Genomic DNA, 17,591 nt, shown 5'->3' with positions numbered 1-17,591 from the left:
ATAAGTCGTACGCAGTGGATCACAGCAGAGGAGTCCGGAGATGGCCACCTGGGAGACCCCGCAGACCTCGACCGACAGTGCGCTCTATGACGTGATCGCCTCCGGCACCGGAACCACGGTCGCCGAGATCACCGACACCGAGACCTTCATCCACGACCTGGACCGGTGCTCGGACAGCACCCCGGCGTACACCTACTGCGGCTGAGGATCTCGCCGTGTCCGCCCACCCCTCGACTCGGATCGGTTTCCGCCGGCATCTGACGGCGGTGACCGTTCCCGAGGAGGCCGCCGTATACCTGGTGTCGGCCCGCGGCACGATCGCTCTCTCCGGCGAGCGTGCCGTCGCCCTGGGGCCCCTGCTCGACGGTTCGTTGAGCATGGCCGAACTCCAGCAGCGGACGGCCGGGAGGCTGACCTCGCAGGAGCTGGGCGCGACACTGGTGTCACTGGCCAAGGCGGACCTGATCGGCCTGCGCCGGTCGAGCGCGCCGGACACCGACCCGGCAGCCGGCGCCTACTGGGACCTGACCACCGGCGATGCCGACCAGGCGGCCGAACGGCTGGCCGCCGGGTCCGTCCGGGTGCTGTCGCTGAGCGCCACCGGTGCGGAGGAGGCCGCGGTCGCCCTGCGCGCCGCCGGCCTGTCCGTACCGGAGGGCCCGGACCTGGGCCCGGCCCTGACCATGGTGCTCTGCGACGACTACCTGGACCCCCGGCTTGAGTCGATCAACGCCGCGATGCTGGCGGCCGGGCTTCCCTGGCTGCTGGCCAAGACCACCGGCGCGGACCTGTGGGTGGGCCCGGTGTTTCACGGTCAGGGCCCCTGCTGGGGCTGCCTGGCCGGTCGCCTGCGGATGCGGCGCACCGGTGAGACCCTGGCGCGCGGCCGGGCCCAGGGGGTCACCGCGCCCGAGGCATCCCTCGCGGTCACCCGTCTGATCGGGCTGCAACTCGCGGTTCTCGAAGCGATCAAGTTCTCGGCCGGTGCCGGGACCGACAGCTGGAACACGGTCAGCACCTTCGACACGGTGACCCTTCAGAGCCGGCGGCATCCGGTCGCCCGCCGCCCCCAGTGTGTGGCCTGCGGCGACCCGGAGTTCATGACCGCCCAGGTCTCCCAGCCGGTTCAACTGGTCGCGCGGCCCAAGGCGTCACTCGTCGGCAACGGGCACCGGGCGCTCACCGCCGACCAGGTGTGGGAGAGGTACCGGCATCTGGCCGATCCGATCACCGGCATCACCGACCCGATCCGCCGCGACCCGCGCTGCCCGGATTTCCTGCACAGTTATCTGTCCGGGGCCAATCGGGCGGTGACCGGCCACGGCAGCCTGACCGCCGCCAGAGCCGGTCTCCGACAGCAGAGCGGCGGCAAGGGCAGCACCGACATCGAGGCCCGGGTCGGCGCCCTGTGCGAGGCGGTCGAGCGCTGGTGCGGCTCCCGCTGCGGTGACGAGCCGGTGGTCCGCGCCAGCCTGCGGGACCTGGGCGACCGGGCGGTGCATCCGGACCAGGTGCAGCTGTTCGACCCCCGCCAGTTCCGTGACCGGGAGCGGTGGAACGCGGCCAACGGCGCGTTCCAGTACGTCCCGGAGATCTTCGACGAGACCGATGTGCTCGACTGGACCCCGGTCTGGTCGCTGACCCGGGACCGTGCCCGGATGTTGCCGACCGACCTGCTCTATTTCTCCCCCCAGGGCCACCGGTCCCTGCGCGCCACCTCGAACGGCAACGCCGCCGGGGCCAGCCGGGAGGACGCGATCATGCAGGGTCTGCTGGAACTGGTCGAGCGGGACGCGGTGGCCCTGTGGTGGTACAACCGCACCCGGCAGCCGGAGGTGGACCTGGCCTCCTTCGCCGACCAGTGGATGAACGCCCTGCCGGCCCGGTACGCCCGGGTCAATCGGGAACTCTGGCTGCTGGACCTCACCGCCGACCTGGGGGTGCCGGTGATGGCGGCGGTCTCCCGTCGTACGGACAAGCCGGCCGAGGACCTGATGCTCGGCTTCGGGGCACACCCGGATCCGACCGTCGCCGCCCGACGGGCCCTGACCGAGTTGGGGCAGCTGCTGCCGGCCGTGGTGGAGGTTGACGCGGCCGGGGCCTACGGCGCGGAGGATCCGCACGTGGTGCGCTGGTGGCGCTCGGCGACCGTGGCGAACCAGCCCTACCTGCGGCCCGCTCCGGGGCTCACGCTGCGGCGCGAGGACTATCGGTACGCCGAGTCCACCGATCTGCGGGACGATGTGGAGGGGCTGGTCGCCCGCGCCGCCGCCGAGGGTCTGGAGGTGCTCGTCCTGGACCAGACCCGCCCCGATGTGGGTCTGCCGGTGGTCAAGGTCATCGTTCCCGGGCTGCGTCACTTCTGGGCCCGTTTCGCCCCCGGGCGGCTCTTCGACGTACCGGTCCGGCTGGGACGGGTCGCCGCGCCGACACCGTACCCGGAACTCAATCCGATTCCCATGTTCCTGTGACCGGGAGTCTGACGATTGGATGACCTCCCATGCTGCCGCTGCCACTGTGGTCGTTCCGTGACGACGTTTTCGTGGAGGATCAGCCCGCGAACGCCGCCGTGGTGCTGCACAGCCGCTCCGGAGAGTCCGTTCTCACCCCGGTGGGGCCCGCGATCGTGCAGGCCCTGAAGCGGATGAGCCTGGGCCCGACGGCGCTGTCGAACGTGATCACCGAGGAGTCGGACTGGACCGCCCTGCGGTCCATCATCGACGACCATCCGCACCTGGTGGTGCACTCCTACGGGCTGGATCCCCAGCAGCCCCTGATCTCGGTGGAGCCGCTGACCCCGGCGGCCCGGCTGGCCGAGCCGGCGGCGGTGCCCCAGGCGCCGGTGCGGCTGTCCCGGTTCGCGGTGATCCGCGCCGAGGGCGGAACCCTGGTCATCGAGTCGCCGCTGTGCCTGCACCGGGTGATCCTGCACGGCCCTGAGGCGGTGGCCGCCCTGGCCACCCTGATCCGGCCGGCCGTCCCGGACTTCGACGATCCGGTGGTACGCGCGCTGATCTCCCCCCTGGTGATGGCCGGCATGCTGGTGGACAACAGCGGTCAGCCGCTGGACGGCACCACCACCGGGGGTGACACCGACCCGGCCCTGCTCGGTTGGGATCCCGCGGAGCTGTTCTTCCACACCCGGGCCACCCTCGGCCGGCACGACCATGACTTCGGGGCCACCTACCCGTTGGGGGAGACCGGCCGGTTCCCGCCGGTGGTGAAGCCGCCCGCCCCGGGCCCGGCGATCGAGTTGTACCGGCCGACCGGCGACGACGGCCCAGGGCTGGTGGAGACGATCGAGGCCCCGCACGGCAGCGGGTACCTGGCCGTGGACCCGGTCAGTGATCGGGAGTTGGGGACCCTGCTCTACCGCACCGCCAGGGTGCGGTCGACGACGGTGGGCGACCCGCATTCCGCCGCAGCGGCCAGCGACCGACCGTACTCGTCGCCCGGCCGCAGCTATGAGCTGGAGATCTACGCCACCGTGCACCATTGCGACGGGGTGCCGCGGGGGGTCTACCACTACGACCCCGCCGGTCACCGGTTGGAACCCCTGGCCGTCTCCGGGGCCGAGGCCGACGAGATGTTGGAGACCAGCCGGGTGGCGGCCAACCTCAGCAGCCTGCCCGGGGTGCTGCTGTCCGTGACCGCCCGGTTCGAGCGGGTGTCCTGGAAGTACAGCGGCCTGGGCTATTCGTTGGTGCTGCGCAACTTCGGTGCGTTGACCCAGTTGATGTCTCTGGCCTGCACCGCTCTGGGCCTGTCCGGCCTGCGGATCGACGCGGCCGAGATCGAGGCGACCTCCCGCATCCTCGGTCTCGACTGGCGGGTCGAGCCCGGAGTCGGCAGTTTCGCCATCGGGCGTCCCGTCGTGACACCCACCCACTCACGTTGATCACACATGATGAACCCGATGTCAGGAGGACCCGTGCCCAGGACGGTAGCGCAGAAGATGGGTGTCAAGCCCGGTTCGCGAACCTTTTTCATGAACGCTCCGGAGGCGGTCCACGAGACGATCGACCTGCCGGACCTGGTCGTCGGAGAGAGGCTGGACGGCGAGTTCGACTACATGCACCTGTTCGTCATCACCCAGGCCGAGATGAATGATCAGTTTCCCCGGCTGAAAGCGCACCTGAGGGCCGGGGGAATGCTCTGGCTGTCCTGGCCGAAGGGCCGAAAGCTGGGATCCGACCTGACCCTGCCCAAAGTCATCGAAATCGGCTACAACCATGGTCTGGTGGAGAGCACCTGCCTGAGCGTCGACCCCACCTGGTCGGGTCTGAAGTTCACCCATCCCAAGCGAGGCAAGACCTACCACAACAGTTACGGCACCCTTCCGGGACAGTGAGGCCGGGACCTCCCTCGGGCCCGCATCGACCGACGTATTGCTCCGGTCGACTGATTGACACGCGTGGCGAATGGCGGTGTCCTATCGGGACAGCCATAGTTGGCATGAGGGGCCGATGTGGAGGGTCCGATGTCTCGAGCGGAAGGCGACGGTTCGCTGGACCCAGACGCCGATCCTCGAGCTTTTCACTCGGAAGAACGCTCAGCTACCCGAATGGCACGCGGCGTCATCCTCGCGGTGGTGTTGGGCTATATCCTCAATGTCCTCCTCGCGGCCTTTAACAACAGTCCGCATGGGGCGGCTTTCTTCGCCTTTGTCGCCTGCAGCGGCGTGGCCCTGGTTCTCCAGATCGCACACTCCACTCTGGCGCCGCTGACCTGGTCGGTGCGTACCCGGGTGCTCACCCTCGTCGCCCAGGCGGCCGTGACCCTGCTGCCGTTCCTGTGGGTGGGGCCCCTGGCCGGGGCCCTGGCCGGGTTCCTCGCCGGCTCCCTGCTGTTGGCGGTCTCCGGGGGCTGGCGCTGGTGGCTGTTCGGGGCGGTGGTCCTGGCCGTGCTGCTGGGCCAGTGGGTCGAGGGCCTGAGTGCGATCGACATCGGGTACGGGGTCTACTTCACCGCCCTGACCGGTCTGATGATCTACGCCGTCAGTTCCCTCGTCGTACTGGTCGGGCTGGTCCACGCGACCATCGGCCAGATGGTGGCGATGGTGGTCGCCCGGGAGCGTCTGCGGGTCGCCCGGGACCTGCACGACCTGCTCGGTTTCAACGTCTCCGCGATGATGCTCAAGAGTGAGCTGGCCTACCGCCTGCTGCCGATGACGCTGGAGCGGGCCCGCCAGGAGCTGGGTGAGGTGCTACAGATCGCCGACCGTGCCCTGTCGGACATCCGGGTGGTCGCCGGCGGCGACCAGCGGATGTCGATGGCGATCGAGGCGGAGGCCGCCCGGACCGCCCTGACCTGCGCCGGGATGCGGGTGACGGTCGAGCCCGGCCTGTCCGTGCTGCCCGAGCCGGTGGAATCGGTGCTGGGCGTGGTGCTGCGTGAGGCCGCCACCAACGTGCTGCGACACAGCAAGGCGGAGGAGTGCGTCATCGAGGTGTCGGTCCGTGACCACGAGGCACGGTTGTCCGTACGCAACGACGGGGTGGAGGCCGATTCCCGGTCCGACGGGGGGTTCGGGCTGGACAACCTGATCGACCGCCTGGCGGTGGTCGGCGGTCGGCTGGTGGCCAGTACGGATGAGGGATGGTTCCGGTTGGAGGCGACCATCCCCCTGCCGGTGGGGCCCCTGCCGCCGGGCGCGTCATCCGCCGACCGGAGCCTGGGGGAACCGGCTGCCGTGCCCTGGCACCGTCGCGTGGCCCGCGCGTTCACCGTGCTGGTGCTCGCCGGCTACGGGCTGCTCATGGTGATCAACGTACTTCCGGGCGATCCCAACGTTCTCCACCTGCTGGGTCTGGGCCTCTGCCTGGCCGCCGTGGTCGGCCTTCAAGTGCTTCAGGCCCTGCGATACCCCTATCGATGGCCCCGCTGGTCGCAGGCCGCCGTGCTGGTGGCGCAGGCTGTGCTGAGCGCCCTGCCGCTGCTGTGGATCGAGATGCCCTGGGGATCGATGGGGGGCTTCCTCGCCGGTTCCCTGCTGCTGGTCTTCGGCGGGGTGTGGCGGTGGGTCTCGTACGGTCTGGTGGGGGTCGCTGTGCTGCTGACCTCCGTGGCGTACGGCGCGACTGTGGAGCAGGTCGCCTACCTGACCATCTCGACCCTGCTGACCGGTCTGGTGGTGTACGGGGTCAGCTCGCTCTCCGGCCTGGTGCAGCAGATCGATCAGGCCCGGGTCAAGCTGGCCGGGGAGGCGGTGACCCAGGAGCGCCTAGAGGTCGCCGAGCAGTTGCGTACCCGCCTGGGCGAGTTGTTCTCGGCGATCCTCTTCCGGGGCCGTACCGCCATCCGGCTGCTCCCGGACGCCCCTGAGCAGGCCCGCGCGGAGGTGGCCGAGATGCTCGGCATCGCCCGGATCGCGGCCTCGAACATCCGGACGGTGGCCACCGGATACCGCCACATGTCCCTGCGGGCCGAACTCGAATCCGCGGCGACCGTGCTGGACACCGCCGGGGTCGAAGTGGAGATCGACATAGCTGAGGGTGAACTGGCCCGGGAGATCGATGCCCTGCTGGCCGTGGTGTTGCGGGAGGCGGTGACGAACATCGTCCGGCACAGTGAGGCCCACACCTGCCTGATCTCCGTACGCAGCGAGGGCGGCCGGCTGCGGCTGCTGGTCACCAACGACGGCGCGTCCCCGCGTGCGAAGACGGGAACGAGTCTGGAGAATCTCACGGAGCGCCTCCGCGCGGCCGGCGGCGATCTCACCGCTGCGGCGACGGGCGACACCTTTCGACTCGTGGCGGAATTACCGATCTTCCCGGCCGCGTCGAGAGGATGATTCGCCGGTGTTGAGGATTCTCCTGGCCGAGGACGTGCAGATGGTCCGCGGCGCGCTGGCCTTGCTGCTGAACCTGGAACCGGACATGTCGGTGGTCGCCGAAGTGGACAGTGGCGACAAAATTGTCCCGGCGGCCCTGTCCCACCGACCCGATGTCGCCATCATCGATGTCGACCTGCCGATGCTGGACGGCCTGTCGGCGGCCGAGGAACTGCACGAGAAATTGCCGTCCTGCCGCACCCTGATCCTCACCGGGCTCGGTCGGCCGGGGACCCTGCGCCGGGCGTTGTCCATGTCGGTGGGCGGCTTCCTGCTGAAGAACTCCCCCTCCGATCGACTGGCCGAGGCGGTGCGGGAGGTGGCGGCCGGGCATCGGGTCATCGATCCCCGGTTGGCCCTGGCCGCCTGGGACGTCGGTGACATCCCCCTGTCCGGTAGGGAGATCCAGGCCCTGCGGCTGGCCGCCGGAGGCGCGGAACCACCGGAGATCGCCGCCGCCATGCACGTCTCGGTCGGCACGGTGCGCAACTACCTGACCAGGATCGTGACCAAGCTGAACGCCCGCAACCGGGTCGACGCCATCCGCATCGCCACCGAGGCGGGCTGGATCTGACCCCCTGACCGGGACTTCGGGCTCGCGTCTTCAGTCGGGACAACCTCCCGGTCACCAGGGACGCCCGTCCCTGGTGACCGGGTCGGCCACGCAAACAGACTTCGAGGCGTAACGGCCGCCCCGCCGAATCGGAGGGCGGAGAGACGCCTCTTGTGAGGCGACGACGAATCGAGGATCCATGCGAGTAGCAAGGAGCGTGGCGGTCCTGACCGCCGTCGTGACCGGATGGGCGGCCGCCCTGGTGACGGCGCAGCCGGCAGCGGCGGCACCGTACTGCGACGTGCCGGTGCCACCGCCGGCGTGCGGTCCCGGACTCCCGGAGGATCCGCCGCCGCCGCCGAGTCATGTTCCGGTGCTCGCCTTCGACGGGGCACAGCAGACGGTCACCCGGGACGGGGTGAACATCTGGGGCTGGACGGCGGACGACGACGCGCCGACCACGCCGTTGACGGTGAACATCCACATCGACGGCACCCTGGCCCGGTCCATGGTCGCCAACCAGCACCGGCCGGACGTGGCCGCCGTCTACCCGAGGTTCGGTGCGGCACACGGCTTCCAGGTGGTGCTGCCGGCCTCGGCCGCAGGACACAACGTCTGTGTGACGGCGATCAGCGTCGGCGGGGGAGCGAACAAGCAGGTCTGCCGGCAGATGGACGACATCGTCGAGTTCATGGCGTATGACATCGACTACGACCTCTCCCGCGCGCAGTTGGTCGGAACCTCACTCCAGCAGTTGGACAAGGTGACCAACCGCAACGACACGACCCTGCAACAGTCGACCGAGATCAGCGGGACGAAGTCGGTGACGGAGACCGAGGGGTGGTCGGACACCGCCGGAGTCAGGGTCTCGGTGTCGACCTCTCTCAAGGCCGGCTTTCCGATCTTCGCCGAGGGCAAGGTGACGGTCTCGGCCGAGGGGTCCTTCAGCTTCACCCAGAACGGATCCACCTCGCGTACCCGTTCGGTCTCCTGGCGGCAGCCGGTGCTGGTGCCGGCGCGATCGATCGTGGAGGCGACGGTGACGGTCACCCACGCGAACATCCGGGTGCCGTACTCCCTCAGCGGTGATTTCATCTACCGCAGCGGCGCTCGGGCCGCCGGCACCGTAGGCGGCATGTTCGCCGGCGGTAACAGCGAGAACGTCCAGGTCAACCTCAAGCAGTACAACCTGGACGGTACCCCCGCAGCCGCACCGGCCGCGCAGCCGAAGGCCACCCTGCTGAAGATCAGCTAGGTAGGCGCCGGAGCCGACTGCCGGGGCGGTGGGGACCGCCCCGGCGGGGGGATCGGCACGGGCGTGGCAATGAGTACGACAATCCCGCGGCCCAGTGATATCGGGGGCTGGCCGCCGGAAGGGGTCGGGGCGACCGGGGGGCGTCCCGACCCACCGTATTGACTTATGCCTTACCCAACGGCTCGATGTACACAAAGGAGAGTGAGATGGGCCTGGTCTCCGGTGAGATGGATGAGCGCATCCTGCTGATCGCCAACGACGACACCTTCGCACACACCTACCCCGACCTGCGGCGACTGCTCGAAGAGCAGTCCGATGGGGACCCCCTGCGCGGTGCGGTGGAGTTCTTCGACTTCACCGGCCGGCGACTGGTCCCCAGCTTCGACCAGGAGTGGCGCCTGACCGAACTCCAGCCGAGCAGTGAACCCGCAGATCCGGAGGCGGTGCTGCGCCGCCTTCAGGCGGTACTCGATCACCTCGAACGGTTCCTCAAGGCCGAGTCGGAGGCGGGAGACGACGCCAGCATCATGGGTGCCGAAGTGATGATCAAAGCCCTGCCCACGCTGAACGGCACCCTGACCGATGCCCTCGACAAGATGCCCTGGCACCAGCCGGGCAAGGGAACCTCCGGCAACTTCCTGCACAACGCCATGCACGCCGCCGGTTGGGCGCACTGACCGGCATCAGCCACCAGGAGGCCCACCGTGACACCGGGTGCGGAGTTCACATCCCGCCGCCGCGGCCTGCTGGCCGGTGCGGCGGTGGTGGTGGCGCTGCTCGTCCTGGCCGGCCAGCTCTACCAGCGGGACTCCCTGCTGGTCGGCCCGAGCACGCTGACCGCGGTCTTCGCCGCCGCCTTCACCGCCCTCGGCGCCCTGGTGTTGGCCGGGGTGCCGGGTCACCCGGTGGGCCGGCTGATGCTCGCCGCCGGCCTGGTCGCCACGGTAGCGGTGCTGGCGCTGAGCTGGTCCTCGTGGCTGCCGCTGGCCTGGCTGGGCCAGTGGCTGTGGTGGCCGCCGTACACCCTGGTCATGCTGGCCCTGCTGGTCTTCCCGGACGGGAAGCTGCCCGGCCCGCGGTGGCGCATCGTCGCCGCGGGCCTCATCGGCTGCGCCGTCCTGTCGACCGGCGCCTTCGCCGTCGCCGCCCTCGACGACCCACGCGGGCTGCTGCTCTCCGCCGAGCTGGCCGCCACCGGGCGGGCCCAACTGTTGGTACGCATCGCCCTGCTGGCCATCGCCGTGCAGGTGCTGCTGGTGGTGGCCGTGCTGGTGTCGCTGGTCCGACGGTGGCGCCGGGCGACCGGTGAGGCCCGCCAGCAACTGGCCTGCCTGCTCGCGGCCGGGGCCCTGTTCCTGCTCGGCGGGGTGCTGGACACCCTGAACCTGGCCGGGGCCTGGGCGCTGATGGTGGTGGCCATCCCGGGGGCGATGACCCTGGCCGTGCTGCGCTACCGGCTCTACCAGTTGGAGCGGGTGATCAACCGGACCCTGGTCTGGCTGGTGATGAGCCTGCTGGTGATCGCCGGGTTCGTGGCCATCGTCGCCCTGCTGCGGGATCTGGTCGTCGGCACGGACACCTCGAACTCCTCGCTGGTGGCCACCGGCCTGATCGCGATCACCTTCGAGCCGTTGCGCAACCGGGTGCAGCGGGGGGTCAACCGGTTGCTCTACGGGGACCGGGACGACCCGTACGCCATGCTGACCCGGCTGGGCAGTCTGCTGGAGCGGACCGGGCAACCGCACGCGGTGCCGGCGCTGCTGGCCGACACCATCGCCAAGTCGCTGCGGGTGCCGTACGTGGCGGTCGAGGTGGACGACCCGGAGGGGGGCGACCCGCCGGGCGGCGGCGCGACCCGCTGGCCGCAGGTGGCGCACGGCACCCCGACCACCTCGGTGGAACGCTTCGACATGCTGATCCACGGCGACCGGGTCGGCCAGTTGGTGGTGGCCCATCGCCGCACCGGTGACCGGTTCACCCCGATGGAACGGCGAATCCTCACCGACGTTGCCCGGCAGGCCACCGTGGCGGTGGCGACCGCCCGGCTGATCCGTCAGCTTCGGCAGGCCCGGGAAGGGCTGGTGCTGGCCCGGGAGGAGGAGCGCCGGCGGCTCCGCCGGGACCTGCACGACGGGTTGGGGCCGACCTTCGCCGGCATGTCGATGCAGGTACGCGCGGCGAGCAAACTCTCCACCGGTACCCCACGGCTGGGCCAGATCCTGGACAGCCTGGCGGACGACCTGCGCACCTGCACCGCGGAGGTACGCCGACTGGTGGACCAGTTGCGGCCCGCCGCCCTGGACCAGGGCCTGGAGTCGGCGCTGCGGATGGAGTGCCGCCGCTTCGACGGCCCCCAGTTGACGACGGACTTGCAGGTCGAGGGCGACCTGCGCAGCCTGCCTGCCGCGGTGGAGGTGGCGGCGTACCGGATAGTGGCCGAGGCGCTGTCCAATGTGGTACGCCATGCGCAGGCCGGCCGGTGCGAGGTGCGGGTCCGCCGTGGCGAGGGGCTGCTGGTGGAGGTCGCCGACGACGGGGTCGGAGTGAGCGGCCCGCGACCCGGTGGGGTGGGGCTGGACTCGATCCGGCACCGGGCCACCGAACTCGGCGGCAGTTGCGAGATCACCCCCGGTGCCAAGGGTGGAACCCTGGTGCGGGTACGGCTGCCCTGGGTCGAGGATGGGTAGCCGCCGGAGGGCGGCGGACGGTGAGGGGGCGAGCATGTCGGACCAGGCCCGGGTGCTGATCGTGGACGACCACCCGGTGGTACGCCGTGGCCTGCGCACCATGCTGGAGGGCGAGTCGTGGGTGGCGGAGGTGCAGGAGGCGGCCTCCTGCGCCGAGGCGATCGCCGCGGTCGCGCACGGCCAGGTCACCGTCGTGGCGATGGACCTGGCGCTGCCGGATGGGGACGGGATCCAGGCGACCAGCCAGATCCTGCGGCACCGGCCGGAGATCGCGGTGATCATGCTGACAATGGCGGACGAGGACGAGTTGGTCGCCCGGGCCCTGCGCATCGGCGCCCGGGGCTACCTGCTCAAGGACACCGACCCCGACCTGGTGGTCGACGCGCTGCGGACGGTGGCCGGCGGGGGTCTGGTGCTGGGTCCGGGGATCACCGTCGCCGCCCTGGGGCGGGCCCAGCCGGTGGGGGACAGCCTGCCGCCGCCCTTCGACCGGCTCACCCCGCGTGAGCGGGACATCCTGGCTCACCTGGCCGCCGGTGAGGGCAACGCCCAGATCGCCCGCCGGTTCGGGTTGAGCACCAAGACCATCCGTAATCAGGTCTCGGCGATCCTCGGGAAGCTGGGGGTCGGCGACCGGGTGCAGGCGGCGTTGCTGGCCCGGGACGCCGGCATCGGTGCCGACAAGCGGGCCACCTGACCCCTCACATCCGGTGTCGTCGGAGTCGCTTGTCCAACGCCACCACGGCGGCGGCGGCGACCCCGACCGCGAAGATGCGCAGCCAGACATCGCCGCCGATCGGGGCGGTGTCGAAGATGCTGTTCATCGCGGGCAGGTAGGTGATGGCCAGTTGGGCGACGGCCTGGACCCCCACCCCGGCCAGCACCCACCGGTTGGAGAACAGGCCGATGCGCCAGGCGGAACGCACCATCGAGCGGCAGCTGAACAGATAGAGCATCTCCACCACGACGAAGACGTTGAGGGCCGCGGTCCGTGCTTCGGCCACGCTGGAGCCCCGGTCCTGCTCCCAGACGAACACCAACCAGGAGCCGGCGACCAACAGGGCGGCCACCAGGCCGATCCGGGCCACGAGGGCCCCGGTCAGCAGCGGCTGACGGGGATCGCGGGGCGGGCGCCCCATGACCCCGACCTCCTTGGGCTCGAAGGCGAGGGTCAGGCCCAGCAGGACGGCCGTGGTCATGTTGATCCACAGGATCTGGGTGGGCAGCAGGGGAAGGGTGGTGCCCGCGATGATGGCCACGAAGATGACCAGTCCCTCGCCCAGGTTGGTCGGCAGGGTCCAGACGATGAACTTGATCAGGTTGTCGAACACCCCCCGGCCCTCTTCGACCGCGGCCTCGATGGTGGCGAAGTTGTCGTCCGTCAACACCATGTCGGCGGCGTCCTTGGCCACCTCGGTTCCCGTACGCGCCATGGCGATCCCGATGTCGGCCTGCCGCAGGGCCGGGGCGTCGTTGACCCCGTCGCCGGTCACCGCCACCACATGGCCGCGCTGCTGGAGGGTCTCGACCAGACGCAGCTTCTGCTCCGGTGACACCCGGGCGAACACCACCGCCCGGTCCACCGTGTCGGCGAACTGCTCGGGCGGCAGCGCCGTCAGCTCCCGGCCGGTGAGCACCTGACCCCGGTGGTCGTCGCCGAGGATGGCCAGGCGGGTGGCGATGGCGGTGGCCGTGGCCGCGTGATCTCCCGTGATCATCTTCACCCCGATGCCGGCGGTGTGGCAGGCCCGTACCGCCGGGGCGGCGGCGCTCCTGGGGGGATCCAGCATGGCCTGCAGACCGGCCAGGCTCAGGGTGCCGGGCAGCCCCTGTTCGTCGAAGCCGTCGGATTCACCACGACGAACGGCCGTGGCCAGCACCCGGAGCCCTTGACCGGACAGTTCCTCCGCCGAGCGCAGGGCCGCCTCGGCGTCCAGCGGCCGGGGCCTGCCGTCCGCGCCCAACTCCGTACGACACATCGACAGGATCTGCTCCACACTGCCCTTGACCAGTACGACCTCCTGCCCGGAGTCGGGATCCTCGTGGCGGGTGGCCATGTACTGCCGCTCGGAGCTGAAGGGGATGGTTCCGGTACGCGGCAGGATGGTGTGCAGCCGCTCGTGGTCGATGCCCCCCTTCCCGGCGACCACCAGCATCGCCCCCTCGGTGGGGTCGCCGGTGATGGTCCATTCCCCGTTCTTCTCGCCGATCCGGGCGTCGTTGCAACCCGACCCCGCCAGCAGGGACCAGCGCAGGGCCTCGCTGGTGGTCTCGTCGGCTGCGGCACCCGAGCTGTCCCGGAGCTCTCCCTCGGGTCGGTAGCCCGATCCGGTGACGGTGAACTCGCCGTCCGGGGTCCAGACCACCTGGACGGTCATCTGGTTCTCGGTCAGGGTGCCCGTCTTGTCGGAACAGATGACCGTGGTGCTGCCCAGGGTCTCGATGGTCGGCAGGCGGCGGACCACCGCCCGTCGTCGCGCCATCCGGGTCACCCCGATGGCCAGGGTGACCGTGACGGCCGCCGGTAGCCCTTCGGGGATCGCCCCCACCGCCAGCGCGATGGCCGCCGTGAAGGTGTCGGCCGCGTCCTGACCCCGCAGCACCCCGACCCCGAAGGTCACCGCCGCCAGAGCGAGGATGGCCACCGTCAGCACCTTGCTGAACCAGGCGAGCTTGCGGGTCAGGGGGGTTGCCAGGGTGTCGGCGGTGCTCACCAGCCGGTGAATCTGGCCCAGCTCGGTCTCGGCGCCGGTGCCCACCGTGATGCCCACCCCGCTGCCCGCCGTGACCAGGGTGCCGGAGTAGACCATGTTGCGGCGGTCCGAGACCGCGGTGACCTCCGGCAGTTCCACCTCGTCCTTGGGCACCGGATCCGACTCACCGGTCAACGCGGACTCGTCCACCCGCAGCTCGGCCAGGCGGACCAGCCGCAGGTCCGCCGGCACCTTGTCGCCCGCCTCCAGGACGATCAGGTCCCCGGGAACCAGCTCCTCCGAGGCGATCATGGTCTCCCGCCCGGCCCGCACCACCCGGGCCTGGGTGCGCACCATCGACCGCAGGCTGTCCAGGGCGGCCTCCGCCTTGGACTCCTGTAGGTAGCCGACCACCGCGTTGACCAGGACGACCCCGAGGATCACGCTGGCGTCGACCCACTCGTCCAGGACGGCGGTGATCACCGCAGCGGCCAGCAGCACATAGATCAGCGGGTTGTCGAACTGCCGCAGCACCCTACGGAGGAAGCCACCGCCGGTGGAGGCGGGCAGCAGGTTGGGCCCGTACCGCTCCAGCCGGCGCGCGGCCTCCTCCCCGCTCAACCCCTCCCGGGGGTCCGTCTCCAGCAGGAGCACCACCTCGTGGGAGGACATGGCGTGGTGCTCGTTCTGGCGAGTCGACTCGGCCGGCTCTGCGGAACCCAACCGTCACCTCGCATCGACATCAGACTCAGGCCGCCTGCACCGGAGCAGGGTCATCGAGGCCCTGTCGCCTGAGTGGTTGAGAAAATCCTCGACCAACCCCGGGGCGGGCGAGCGGCAAACGCCGTAAAAAGGCCAGACCGGGTGGTCAGGGGGTGGGGAGCCGGCTGGTGGTGAGAACCTCGTCGATGAGGCCGTAGTCGCGGGCCTGTTCGGCGGTGAACCAGCGGTCCCGGTCCCAGTCTCGCTGGATCTCGGCCAGGTCCCGCCCACTGTGCCGGGCCATCAGCTCCAGCATGGTCCGCTTCACATGCAGCAGGTTCTCCGCCTGGATGGTGATGTCGGAGGCGGTGCCACCCATTCCCCCAGAAGGCTGGTGCATCAGGATCCGGGTGTGCGGCAGGGCGTACCGCTTGCCGGCCGCACCCGCGCAGAGCAGGAACTGCCCCATCGACCCGGCCAGCCCCAGGGCCAGGGTGGCCACCTGGTTGGGAACGAAGTTCATCGTGTCGTAGATGGCCATGCCGGCGCTGACCGAGCCGCCGGGCGAGTTGATGTACAGGTGGATGTCCCGGTCCCGGTCCTCCGCGGCGAGCAACAGGATCTGGGCGGTGATCCGGTTGGCGGACTCCTCGGTCACCTCACTGCCCAGAAAGACGATCCGCTCCCGCAGCAGTCGCTCGAACACCTGGTCGCCGAAGGCCCGCTGTCCGTCGTCCAGCATCGTGATCATCTCGTCCACCCCTCCATCGGCCGGTGGGCGAGGCGACCGCCCGGAAACCGGCCCTCTCAGCCTGGCCCGGCGGCGGGTCGGGTTCCCAGAGCTTCTGCCCGGGGCAGATTCGCCCTCGGCAGAACCGGGGGCCTGTGTCGAAGCTCGGCCGAGGACTTCGACACAGGCCCTAGGCGCGGGCGAGGTCGCGTGCCGGGCGGGACAACCGGGCCGATACCCCCACGACCCGGTCACCACCCGGCCGTCGCCGGGTGTCCTGGCGGGCGGGCGTACGCATCAACCGGGTTGCCAGGGCGGCGGAGCGCCGCCGACGGGCCCGGCCCAGTGCGCCGCCCCTGGGCCTGGTGACCGTTGCCGGGCGGGGCAGGGCACCCCGGATGAGCTGGTCGCCAGCGGCCTGCGGGCGGTCGGCGAACACGATGATCCGCAGACCCCCGCTGAGGAACATGCTGCTCCCGCTGCGGGTGCCGCCGACCCCGAGCCTTCCCACCTGCCGCAGGGCGGAGCCGAACCGACCCACCTCCAGCAGGGTGGGGTCGGAGCCGAGTCGGGCGACCGGGCGTGGGGTGCCGCCGGAGACGGGCCGGGTGGACGGCAACACCGAGCCGGCCCGGGTGCCCGGCAGGTGGCCGCCGAACCCGACCGTGCCCGGGACCGCGGAGGGCCCTCTGCGCTCGACCCGACGAAGGTCGTCCCGGACCGCTTCCAGAAGGTCGGAGAGGTAGAGGCCCAGGGCGCGGCAGACGGCCGCCAGCACCTCGGAGGAGGCCTCCTTGCGCCCCCGTTCCACCTCGGACAGGTAGGGCACGGAGACCCCGGCGGCCCGGGCCACCTCGCGGAGGGTCAGGCCCTGGCGTTGGCGTTCCCGGCGCAGGACCGCCCCGATCACCCGTCGCAGCAACGACATGCGGGCCTCACTCTCGCCGGTCCTGCGCTACCCGTTCATCATGCCCCGCTGGCGGCCCTGATGTCGTCCCGCCGCCTGCCGGATCAGCCCCGTCGGCTGCCGGGGCAGCCGCTCGGGCACCTCGGCGTGCGGATCGCCGGCCAAGGGCTATGTTGTGGGCGTGCAGGCGACGGAGGCGGGGCAGGTCCCCCGGTGATCCATTTTCCCGCGCAGCGGCGGGGCCCGCTGAGCGCGCTGAGCCTACGGTTGGCCGCCGCCGTCGGGCTGGTGCTCCTGGTGGTCGCGGTGGTCTATCTAGAACGCGACCAGTACCGCGACATCAACGGCGACGGCCTGACCCTGCTGGACTGCTTCTACTACGCGGTGGTCTCGTTGTCGACCACCGGCTACGGCGACATCGTGCCGGCCACCCAGGCCGCTCGGCTGGTGAACGTCCTGCTCATCACCCCGGCCCGGGTGCTGTTCCTGATCATCCTGGTCGGCACCACCCTGGAGGTGCTGACCGAGCAGTACCGGACCGGGCGCCGTCTGCACCGGTGGGAGAGAAAATTGAAGGACCACGTCATCATCTGCGGCTACGGCACGAAGGGGCGCAGCGCGATCTCCGCACTACAGGAGAACGGGCTGGACAAGTCCCGGATCGTCGTGGTGGAACGCAACGGGTCGGCGCTGCGCCAGGCCACCTCGAACGGGTTGGTCGCCATCGAGGGCTCGGCGACCCGTTCCTCGGTGCTCAACCAGGCCCATGTGCGGACCGCCAAAGCGGTGATCATCGCGACGGACAGCGACGACGCCTCCGTGCTGGTGGCGTTGACCGTACGCCAACTGACCGCCGGTCAGGTACGGATCATCGCCGCCGCCCGGGAGGCGGAGAACGCCCCCCTGCTCAAGCAGAGCGGCGCCCACCATGTGATCGTCTCCTCGGCCACGGCCGGTCGGCTGCTCGGCCTGTCCACCTCCGCCCCACCCCTGATCGACGTGGTGGAGGACCTGCTGACCCCCGGCCAGGGCATGGCGCTGGCCATGCGCTCGGCCGAACGGCAGGAGGTGGGCCGCAATCCCCGGGAGCTGGACTCGCTGGTGATCGCGCTGGTCCGGCGGGGCAAGGTGGTCACCCTGGCGGACCAGGCGGGCGCGGTCGTGGAGACCGGCGACATGTTGGTCTACGTACGCGACGATCGGCCCACGTCCCACACCCTGCCCTGAACCGG

The 17,591-nt window shown here is 70.6% G+C and carries 13 protein-coding genes and 1 pseudogene; 11 read left to right on the top strand and 3 right to left on the bottom strand.

Features of this window, described 5'->3' with window-relative positions; translation table 11 throughout:
* Positions 1–40 precede the first annotated feature (40 nt).
* The 10 genes from OIE53_RS19165 (at position 41) to OIE53_RS19120 (ending at position 12,024) form a co-directional block, all read left to right on the top strand.
* The gene (locus tag OIE53_RS19165; RefSeq protein ID WP_327022906.1) at positions 41–205 is read left to right on the top strand and encodes a hypothetical protein; all 165 of its coding nucleotides are present in this window, start codon (positions 41–43) and stop codon (positions 203–205) included.
* A gap of 10 nt (positions 206–215) precedes the next feature.
* Positions 216–2,471: a TOMM precursor leader peptide-binding protein gene (locus tag OIE53_RS19160; RefSeq protein ID WP_327022905.1), complete on the top strand. Its 2,256-nt coding sequence runs from the start codon at positions 216–218 to the stop codon at positions 2,469–2,471.
* A gap of 29 nt (positions 2,472–2,500) precedes the next feature.
* Entirely contained in the window at positions 2,501–3,898 is a 1,398-nt protein-coding gene (locus tag OIE53_RS19155; protein ID WP_327022904.1) for a SagB family peptide dehydrogenase, read from the top strand.
* 33 nt (positions 3,899–3,931) lie between these two features.
* Complete coding sequence (locus tag OIE53_RS19150) at positions 3,932–4,351, top strand: hypothetical protein (protein WP_327022903.1); 420 nt, start codon at positions 3,932–3,934, stop codon at positions 4,349–4,351.
* A 330-nt stretch (positions 4,352–4,681) separates the two neighbouring features.
* The gene (locus OIE53_RS19145; RefSeq protein WP_327022902.1) at positions 4,682–6,793 is read left to right on the top strand and encodes a sensor histidine kinase; all 2,112 of its coding nucleotides are present in this window, start codon (positions 4,682–4,684) and stop codon (positions 6,791–6,793) included.
* Between the two features lie 7 nt (positions 6,794–6,800).
* Positions 6,801–7,406: a response regulator transcription factor gene (locus tag OIE53_RS19140; protein WP_327022901.1), complete on the top strand. Its 606-nt coding sequence runs from the start codon at positions 6,801–6,803 to the stop codon at positions 7,404–7,406.
* 178 nt (positions 7,407–7,584) lie between these two features.
* Positions 7,585–8,640, top strand: a complete 1,056-nt coding sequence (locus OIE53_RS19135) for an ETX/MTX2 family pore-forming toxin (RefSeq protein ID WP_327022900.1) — start codon at positions 7,585–7,587, stop codon at positions 8,638–8,640.
* Between the two features lie 185 nt (positions 8,641–8,825).
* A complete protein-coding gene (locus OIE53_RS19130) occupies positions 8,826–9,317 on the top strand; it encodes a hypothetical protein (RefSeq protein ID WP_327022899.1) in 492 nt (163 codons plus the stop codon).
* 27 nt (positions 9,318–9,344) lie between these two features.
* Positions 9,345–11,327: a sensor histidine kinase gene (locus OIE53_RS19125; RefSeq protein ID WP_327022898.1), complete on the top strand. Its 1,983-nt coding sequence runs from the start codon at positions 9,345–9,347 to the stop codon at positions 11,325–11,327.
* Between the two features lie 34 nt (positions 11,328–11,361).
* Entirely contained in the window at positions 11,362–12,024 is a 663-nt protein-coding gene (locus OIE53_RS19120; protein ID WP_327022897.1) for a response regulator transcription factor, read from the top strand.
* Positions 12,025–12,028: 4 nt separating this feature from the next.
* Here OIE53_RS19120 and OIE53_RS19115 read toward each other — a convergent pair whose 3' ends face one another.
* The 3 genes and pseudogenes from OIE53_RS19115 to OIE53_RS28510 form a co-directional block, all read right to left on the bottom strand.
* Positions 12,029–14,692 (bottom strand): HAD-IC family P-type ATPase, encoded by a 2,664-nt coding sequence (locus OIE53_RS19115; protein WP_327027285.1) that lies wholly within the window; start codon positions 14,690–14,692, stop codon positions 12,029–12,031.
* A 196-nt stretch (positions 14,693–14,888) separates the two neighbouring features.
* Positions 14,889–15,473, bottom strand: a complete 585-nt coding sequence (locus OIE53_RS19110) for a ClpP family protease (RefSeq protein WP_327022896.1) — start codon at positions 15,471–15,473, stop codon at positions 14,889–14,891.
* A gap of 292 nt (positions 15,474–15,765) precedes the next feature.
* Positions 15,766–16,380: pseudogene (locus OIE53_RS28510) on the bottom strand (helix-turn-helix domain-containing protein); the annotation flags it as partial.
* 192 nt (positions 16,381–16,572) lie between these two features.
* Between OIE53_RS28510 and OIE53_RS19100 the strand changes: the two are divergent.
* Complete coding sequence (locus OIE53_RS19100) at positions 16,573–17,586, top strand: potassium channel family protein (RefSeq protein WP_327022895.1); 1,014 nt, start codon at positions 16,573–16,575, stop codon at positions 17,584–17,586.
* Positions 17,587–17,591 lie beyond the last annotated feature (5 nt).

Source organism: Micromonospora sp. NBC_01739 (assembly GCF_035920385.1).
Taxonomy (GTDB): domain Bacteria; phylum Actinomycetota; class Actinomycetes; order Mycobacteriales; family Micromonosporaceae; genus Micromonospora.
Note: the sequence above shows the minus strand (reverse complement) of the source record. Positions and strands in the feature narration are given on the sequence as shown.

What these genes read in the sequence shown, in the direction of transcription:
- OIE53_RS19165 (WP_327022906.1), top strand. Translation starts at nt 41, where the DNA reads ATGGCCACCTGGGAGACCCCGCAGACCTCGACCGACAGTGCGCTCTAT.
- OIE53_RS19155 (WP_327022904.1), top strand. Translation starts at nt 2,501, where the DNA reads ATGCTGCCGCTGCCACTGTGGTCGTTCCGTGACGACGTTTTCGTGGAG.
- OIE53_RS19135 (WP_327022900.1), top strand. Translation starts at nt 7,585, where the DNA reads ATGCGAGTAGCAAGGAGCGTGGCGGTCCTGACCGCCGTCGTGACCGGA.
- OIE53_RS19130 (WP_327022899.1), top strand. Translation starts at nt 8,826, where the DNA reads ATGTACACAAAGGAGAGTGAGATGGGCCTGGTCTCCGGTGAGATGGAT.
- OIE53_RS19120 (WP_327022897.1), top strand. Translation starts at nt 11,362, where the DNA reads ATGTCGGACCAGGCCCGGGTGCTGATCGTGGACGACCACCCGGTGGTA.
- OIE53_RS19115 (WP_327027285.1), bottom strand. Translation starts at nt 14,692, where the DNA reads ATGTCCTCCCACGAGGTGGTGCTCCTGCTGGAGACGGACCCCCGGGAG.
- OIE53_RS19110 (WP_327022896.1), bottom strand. Translation starts at nt 15,473, where the DNA reads ATGATCACGATGCTGGACGACGGACAGCGGGCCTTCGGCGACCAGGTG.